Annotated in this window: 5 protein-coding genes; 1 reads left to right on the forward strand and 4 read right to left on the reverse strand. The window is 65.1% G+C overall.

Annotated elements, in window-relative coordinates:
- From GPT33_RS15775 to GPT33_RS15785, 3 genes are all read right to left on the reverse strand, one after another.
- On the reverse strand, positions 1-576 hold a 576-nt coding region (locus GPT33_RS15775), incomplete at its 3' end, for a hypothetical protein (protein WP_296810700.1).
- Positions 577-732: 156 nt separating this feature from the next.
- Positions 733-2,484 carry a DUF1214 domain-containing protein gene (locus GPT33_RS15780; RefSeq protein WP_296810703.1) on the reverse strand — a complete coding sequence of 584 codons (1,752 nt, stop codon included), beginning with the start codon at positions 2,482-2,484 and terminating at the stop codon, positions 733-735.
- A 105-nt stretch (positions 2,485-2,589) separates the two neighbouring features.
- Positions 2,590-5,307, reverse strand: a complete 2,718-nt coding sequence (locus GPT33_RS15785; protein WP_296810704.1) for a sulfatase-like hydrolase/transferase — start codon at positions 5,305-5,307, stop codon at positions 2,590-2,592.
- Between the two features lie 257 nt (positions 5,308-5,564).
- Here GPT33_RS15785 and GPT33_RS15790 point away from each other — a divergent pair, with 257 nt between their 5' ends.
- The gene (locus GPT33_RS15790; RefSeq protein WP_296810706.1) at positions 5,565-6,677 is read left to right on the forward strand and encodes an AraC family transcriptional regulator; all 1,113 of its coding nucleotides are present in this window, start codon (positions 5,565-5,567) and stop codon (positions 6,675-6,677) included.
- A 73-nt stretch (positions 6,678-6,750) separates the two neighbouring features.
- Here the strand turns inward: GPT33_RS15790 and GPT33_RS15795 are convergent.
- The coding region (locus tag GPT33_RS15795; protein WP_296810708.1) for a DUF29 domain-containing protein at positions 6,751-7,038 on the reverse strand (288 nt) is incomplete at its 5' end.

Consider the following 7,038-nt stretch of genomic DNA (forward strand, 5'->3'; position numbering starts at 1 on the left):
GGTGCGATCGAGCCGATCGTCGCTGCCCGCGAGCTGCCACTTCAGATCGGTATCCAGACCCAGGTAGCGGAAACCGGCGAGCAGATCGACATTGCCCCAAGCGCCTCGGGACAGGGTATAGCCGCCGGCCAGGGTCCATACCGCCGCACTCAGACTCGTCTCGGCCTGATGAGACAGGTTGGGCAAGGGTTCGCCGCGGGGTCCGCGGAAGGTGTGGATGTCGGAGTCCTGATTGCCGAGGTCCAGGTAGATGATGTCGGTAACAACCGACCAAGCCCCCTTGCGCGCCTCGCCGCTCAGCATCAACGCGAATTGCAGGTTAGACAGATAGTCGTTGGGTCCGATCTCCGTGCCGAGGCGGCGGACATCGGATTCTAGGGCGTCCGACACGCGGGGCGGCAGGTCATAGTCCAAGTCGCCGTTGACATTCGGCAGCCAGAGGTAGGGAGTGACGCTGAAGTGCCAGTTCCCGTCGAAGGGATCGACCTCCGCGACGGTGGGGAACGCGATCAGCGTTCCGACGCACAGGGCGGTTGCGTGAGCCAGTACCGCGAGGGCGAGTGTCGTCTGTTTCATGTGTGTCGCTTGAAGCTCCGATCGGTATGAGAACGTCCAAGCGTCGAGTCCCGATCTCGGAAACACCACTTGGGGTCGGGGCCGCGACAGGCGCGGCCGGAGGCGCGCAGAGCAGGGCATCCAGTGCCCGCACCCTTCACACACGCGCGCCCCGAATCACCTCGCCTCCTCGAAGTCTCCCGGTCGCCAGGTCTGGTCGAACCAGGGCTCGAGCGGTCCGTAGAGACGCAGAAGGACGCTGTAACCCTTGCCTGGAATGGTCTGCACCCAGTTCCCCTCATGCCCAAGCGGCGGCTCGGGTCCGAACCAGACGGTCACGCCACCGTCCGGGTTCGTCCGGATGTCCGGGAGCGTGCTGTCGACGCCTGCCCGTTTCTGATCGGTCGGAAGCATCGAACGGGTCTGATTGTCGTAGACGGTCAGGGCCCAGAAGTCCTTGACCGGAACGGGACCCGGCAGGGTAACCCGGTAGGTACGGCCGCCGTCCAGGTAGTTCCCTGTTGAGTCGCGGAAGACTCCCGCGTAGGCCGAGCCCATGCCCGGCTTGGCTTCGGTCATCGCCGGGGTGATCCCCGTCGCGTAGTAGAAGAACATGATCCGCGCGTCGAGAAGGCGTTCCGCCCCTTGCAGGAACTCGTAGCTGCCGCCCACGAACGGCGTGATCCACTGCCGGTCGGGGTAGATGCGGGTCCGCGGATCGCGCGAAGCGAGCAGGTTCGCGCGCGCGATGGCGTTGGCGACGGCCGCCGACTCGGTCAGGATCGTCTTCATGCGCGCATCCGGCGCGAACGCTTGCCCCTTGCGGATGCCGATCGCGGCGTACAGGCCCACGGTATCCGGGTCGACCCAATCGGCGGGCTCATTCTGCACCACGCCATTCAGCTCCTCGTAGAAACTGAAATCATTGGCGCTGATGGTGTTGAACGTGACCCCGGAGAGATTCACGAACTGAGTGGCCGGCGGATTCCCGGACTGCGCGAGTGGAAAGACAGCGGCCTTGGACTTGACGCCCTCCACTGCCGCCGCGATGTCGCCCTTCTCGACGAAGGCGCGATAGAACATCAGGAGCCGGTTGGTGCGCGGCCGCATGATGTGATAGCCCGTTGCGGGGACTGTTCCCTGATAGCCGGGCGGGATGAACAGGTAATCCCCGCCCGCCCCCTTGTCCGGGCCGGTCAGCCCAACGTCGGTGACCCAGCGGAAATCCGCGTCGTCGATCGGACCCAGGACCCGCGGCGGCACGCGCAGTACCATCGGCTCGTCGTTCAGGTCGAGACAGGCCATCGTGTAGACGGTAGTGGTATTGGCCGTCAGGAACAGCGAGCGGGCATCGAGCAGCTCCTCTGAGATACCGATGCCCTGGTTCGGCTTAACGCCCGCCTCCTCCAGACCCCTGCAGGCCGCATAGACCGACGTGGCGGACATCCCTTTGAGAAAGGCATCGATACTCCGGCCGAAATCGAGCTGATCGTAAGCCAATTGAACCGTCGCGGGGTCCGGCGCACCGTCCTGGAAGCGCAGCGTGCCGATCCTGGTCTCGACGGTATCGGGCGTCGTGATCTTCGCCGGCACATCGGGCGCGTACTTCGGTGAAGCGCTCGGCGAGTCTGTCGCGATCCTCAGCGCCTGGCCGATGTCGATCCTGTCGGAGCCGAGCCCGTTCGCCGCACGCAGCTCGGCGACGCTGACGCCGAGCCGTTCGGCGATGGCCGTCAGATCGTCGTCCTTGACGACTCTATAGGTCGCCGTTGCCGGGTCGTACTGCCCCTCGGCGTGACGGCGCGGCCCGCTGTCCCCGGCCTGGACGGTGCCGGCAACACCGAGGCAGACCAAGGCGATCGTGCACAAAGCCAGGAAGGATGAGGGTCGGGCGTTCGAACGAGTCCCCATCGTCGACTTTGGTTTCATCGGAATTCTTCTCCAAGTTATCGAATACAGCGAGACCCCGGCATCCCTGCCCGGTTTTCCCCCTTGACCTTGGCCCGCGAGACCCGCGCCGCGGGCGCCATGTCGTCAGTGCTGATCCGCCGCCTTGGCCGCCGCGTCCTTGATCTGCTGAATGTCGTCGGGCGAGAGCTGCGGACGGTCGATCTTGATCGTCAGCTTCTCGAGCGTGCCGGTGAACGCGAACGGCGGCCGGTAGTCCGCGTCGTTGACGCCGGTCAGGGTGTCGGAGCCGATATCGAAGCTCTCATCCCACTGCAGGATCATCGGCAGCGTCTTCTCCATCCGCTTGGTATCCACCACCTTGCCGTCGACCTTCAGCGTGCCGGTGCCGGGACGGCCCACGCCGCTGAAGTTGTTCAGGGCGAGGGTGCCGGCGCCCAGGCCCTCGTATTGGAAGTCGAATTCGAGGGTGTGCCGACCCGGGGGCAGCGCATCGGGCGCCTCCCACTTGAGGCGTTCGAGATCCACCAGGTTCCACAGGAACACCGGCTTGCCCTCGAGCAGATAGAAGCCGTAGCCGGCGAAACGCCCGCCCGAGGTGAGGATCATGCCCTCGGCGCCGCCCTCGGGCACCTCGATGTCGGCGGTAATGGTGTAGGAGGTGTTGAGCAGCAGCGGCGAGTCGCCCTGCGGCAGGCCCACCATCGGCCGCGTGTAGACGAACTCGCTGCGTCCGGCGGTGATGTTCGGCCGCGGCGCGACGATCCGGCCCGCCACCGAGGCGTCCAGCGGGAAGACCTGGTGTTTCTTGGCCTCGGCGACGAATAGGGCCTTCAGCTCTTCGAGCTTTTCGGGATGCTTCGCGGCGATGTCCTCGGCCTGGGTGAAGTCCGTACCGAGGTCGTAGAGCTGAAGCACCTGGTTGTTCAGCGGGTCCGGATTGGCGGGACCGAAGGCCTCCCAGGGTGCGCGATTCACCTGGGTGCTCAGGAGCCAGCCATCGTGGTAAAGCGCCCACTGGCCCATCATCTCGAAGTACTGAGTTTGGTGCCGCGAGGGCGCCTTGGCGTTTGCCGCATCGAAGGTGTAGGCGAAGCTGGTGCCCTCAATCGGCGCCTGCTCGATGCCGTCGACCACCTCGGGCGCGGCGATGCCGGCGGCCTCCAGGATCGTCGGCACGACATCGATCACGTGCACGAACTGCTCCCGCAGGGCCCCTTTGTCCTGGATGCGCGCGGGCCAGGAGACGACCATGTTCTGGTTGATCCCGCCGAGGCGCGAGGCATTCTGTTTGAACCAGTCGAATGGCGTGTCGAAGGCCCAGGACCAACCGGCCGACATGTGGTTGTAGGTCTGCTCGGTGCCCCAGACGTCGTACCACTTCATCTGCACCTCGGCGGGCAGCTTGTTCAGGCCGTTGAAGAAGGCGACCTCGTTGGGCGTGCCCAGCGGCCCGCCCTCGGCACTGGTGCCGTTGTCGCCGTTGATATAGATGATCAGGGTGTTGTCGAGCTTGCCTAAGTCCTCGAAGGACTGAATGACACGGCCGATCTCATGGTCGCTGTAGGCGGCATAGGCGGCAAAGACCTCGACCTGCCGGATGAAGAGCTTCTGCTCCTGCGCAGTGAGCTGATCCCAGGGCTTCAGGACGTCGGCCGGCCAGGGCGTCAGCGTCGCATCCTGCGGGATCACGCCGAGGCGCTTCTGGTTCTCGAAAATCCGCTCGCGCAGCTTCTCGTAGCCGTCGTCGAAGAGATGCATGGCACTGATCCTGTCCACCCACTCCTTTGTGGGATGATGCGGCGCGTGCGTCGCACCGGGGGCGTACTTGATGAAGACCGGCTTGCTCGGGTCGATCTGGTGTATGCGCGTCATATAGTCGATGGCGTCGTCGGCCATGGCGGTGACCAGATTCCAGGTGCCTTCCGGCTTGCCCTCGAACGGATAGATCTGGGTGGTGTTGCGGAACAGGTTGGGCTGCCACTGGTTGGCATCGCCGCCGACGAAACCGTAGAAGTACTCGAAACCCATGCCGGTGGGCCACTGATCGAAGGGCCCGACCTGGCTGGCCGCAAAGGCCGGCACGTTGTGATCCTTGCCGAACCAGGAGGTGGCATAACCGTTGTCGAGCAGAACTCGGCCGATGGTGGCCTTGTCCTTGCCGATGATGCTGTTGTAGCCGGGGAAGCCGGTGGACTGCTCCGAGATCACGCCGAAGCCGGCCGAATGGTGGTTGCGCCCGGTGATGAGGGCGGCGCGGGTCGGCGAGCAGAGCGCGGTGGAGAAGACCCGGTTGTAGCGCAGACCCTCGTTCGCAATGCGGTCCATCGAGGGGGTCGGAATGACCCCGCCGAAGGTGCTCGGCACGCCGAAGCCGGAGTCGTCGGTGATGATCAGGAGCACGTTGGGCGCGTCTTTCGGCGGCACTACGCGCGGAGCCCACCAGGGCTTGGATTGCAGGGCGTCGTTCTTGATCACACCGCCGAACTTGGGGTCGGGGGGCGGGAGTTGGGCACCGCTGATCGTCGTCGTCGCATCCGGTGCACCCAGGGCACCGGTGACCTGCACGCCACCGGAGGCCGCAACCTCGGGAGCGCCGGTCACCACCTGGAGACGCTGTTCGACTCGCAGGAAATCGCCTTCGATCCGATTGGCCGCCCTCAACGCAGCCACCGGCACCTCCAGCCGCTCGCCGATCGCGCTCAGGTCATCCCCTTCGGCCACCACGTAGAGACCGGTCGCACCGTCGAACTGGCCTTGAGCATGGCGTCGCGGCCCCTGATCAGCGGCCAATGCACTGCCGACTGCGAGCGCGAGACCGACCAGCAGTATCGGGCCCAGCAAGCCTGGCCGATCCCATGGAAAAAACACGCGTGTCGTACGCATCGTAGGGCCTCTTGGTGACGATTCAGGGGACTTCCGAAGGGCAGGAACGGCGCAGGGACGACGCCGCGTCTGTCGGTGCGTGTGTCGGCTCTCTGGAAGCCGACGGCTCCGATCCATCGACAGCAACGGTGGACGCTCGCCCGGACGTGGAATCTAACAAAGGGACTGATAAGCTACCTTGCAATTCCGGCCGCACTTGACCGAGACAAACGGCAATGTCAGAGGATTCCCGCACCCGCGAAGCGACGATCCCACCCACCGGAGCCGACGCGTCGGTCGTAGGGAACCGATGTCGGTTCGGCGATCTTTGGGTCGGTCCGATCCTTGCGCTCCCGGCCGTCCTGACCGAGCTAGGCGTGAGCCCCGGCCGAGCATTTGCCGAGGCGGAAGTGGATCCCGGCCTTTTGGATGACCCCGAGGCACGCATCGCGATCGAGCCGCTCGGGCGCCTGCTCGACATCTGCGTCGCACTCACGCAATGCAACCACTTCGGACTCCTGGTCGGTGAACGCTTCAACCTGCGGGCACTGCGTCCACTCGGCTCCCTGATGCGTCATTCACCTACCGTCGGCGACGCCGTCCGCAGCCTGCTGCTGCATCTGCATCTGACTGATCGTGGCGCCGCGCCGGTCCTGCTGGCCCCAGATCCCTCGTCCGTCACGCTCGGGTATTCGATCTATCGACACGGCACACCGGCGACCGCCCAGATCAACGACGCCGCGATCGCCATCGCGTTCGGCATGCTGCGCGAGCTGTGCGGTCCCGCGTGGCAGCCGGTGCGCGTGCAGCTTTCGCACGCCCGACCCGCCACGATCGCCCCGTATCGCCGCGTGTTCGGAGCGACGCCGACCTTCGACGCCGAGGTCTCGGCAATCCTGTTCGCCTCCTCCTGGCTCCTGCAGCCCGTTGCCGGTGCCGATCCGCGGCTCTATGGCGTCTTCACCCGAGCGATTCGCGAAGCGACGGCCAACGACCCGATGAGTTTCGCCGAGCAGGTGCGCGGCGTGCTGCATCAGATGATTCGCGGCGGAAACGCGTCGGCCGATGCGATTGCACGCCTGTTCGGGATCCGTGAACGGACGCTGCGGCGACGCCTTGCGCACGAGGGCAAGCACTTGCAGCAGCTCGTCGATGAAGAGCGTTTCGAGATCGCCAAACAACTCCTGCACGACACCAATCTTCCGGTCGCAGATGTCGCGGCGGCCGTGCAGTATGCCGACCCCAATGCCTTTTCCCGCGCCTTTCGGAGCTGGGCGGGGCTGAGTCCCCGGCACTGGCGGCAAAACCGCACAAACGGGCCAGCCCGGTCGTCGCCCTTTGAGGATTGAGGACGCCGATCCGCGGTGTCCGGCGACCCTCCGCGGCCGCTGGGCTGCGCACCACGCGGTACGGGCGCGATCGCTAATCGGGCCAGAAATCCCGGCTCAAGATCTCGTCGATCGAATAGGGGCAGGCGCTGGGAAAGGACTCGTCCGCGAGCCCCGTTTCATCTGCTGCCCATTCCACGGATTCGGGATAGGCCTCGTCCAATTCATCGGTCAGGAAGCGGCGTAGGCTGGGGGTCTCTTTGAACAACCGTGCAATATCGTTGCGCTGGATGCGAATCGTCCCTTTCCAACTGTTGCAGCGTCCCGCGGGCTGGAATTGCCATTTCAGCAGATGGGCCAACAACAACCGCAGGCGGCGATA

Source organism: Thiocapsa sp. (assembly GCF_011390875.1).
Lineage (GTDB): Bacteria > Pseudomonadota > Gammaproteobacteria > Chromatiales > Chromatiaceae > Thiocapsa.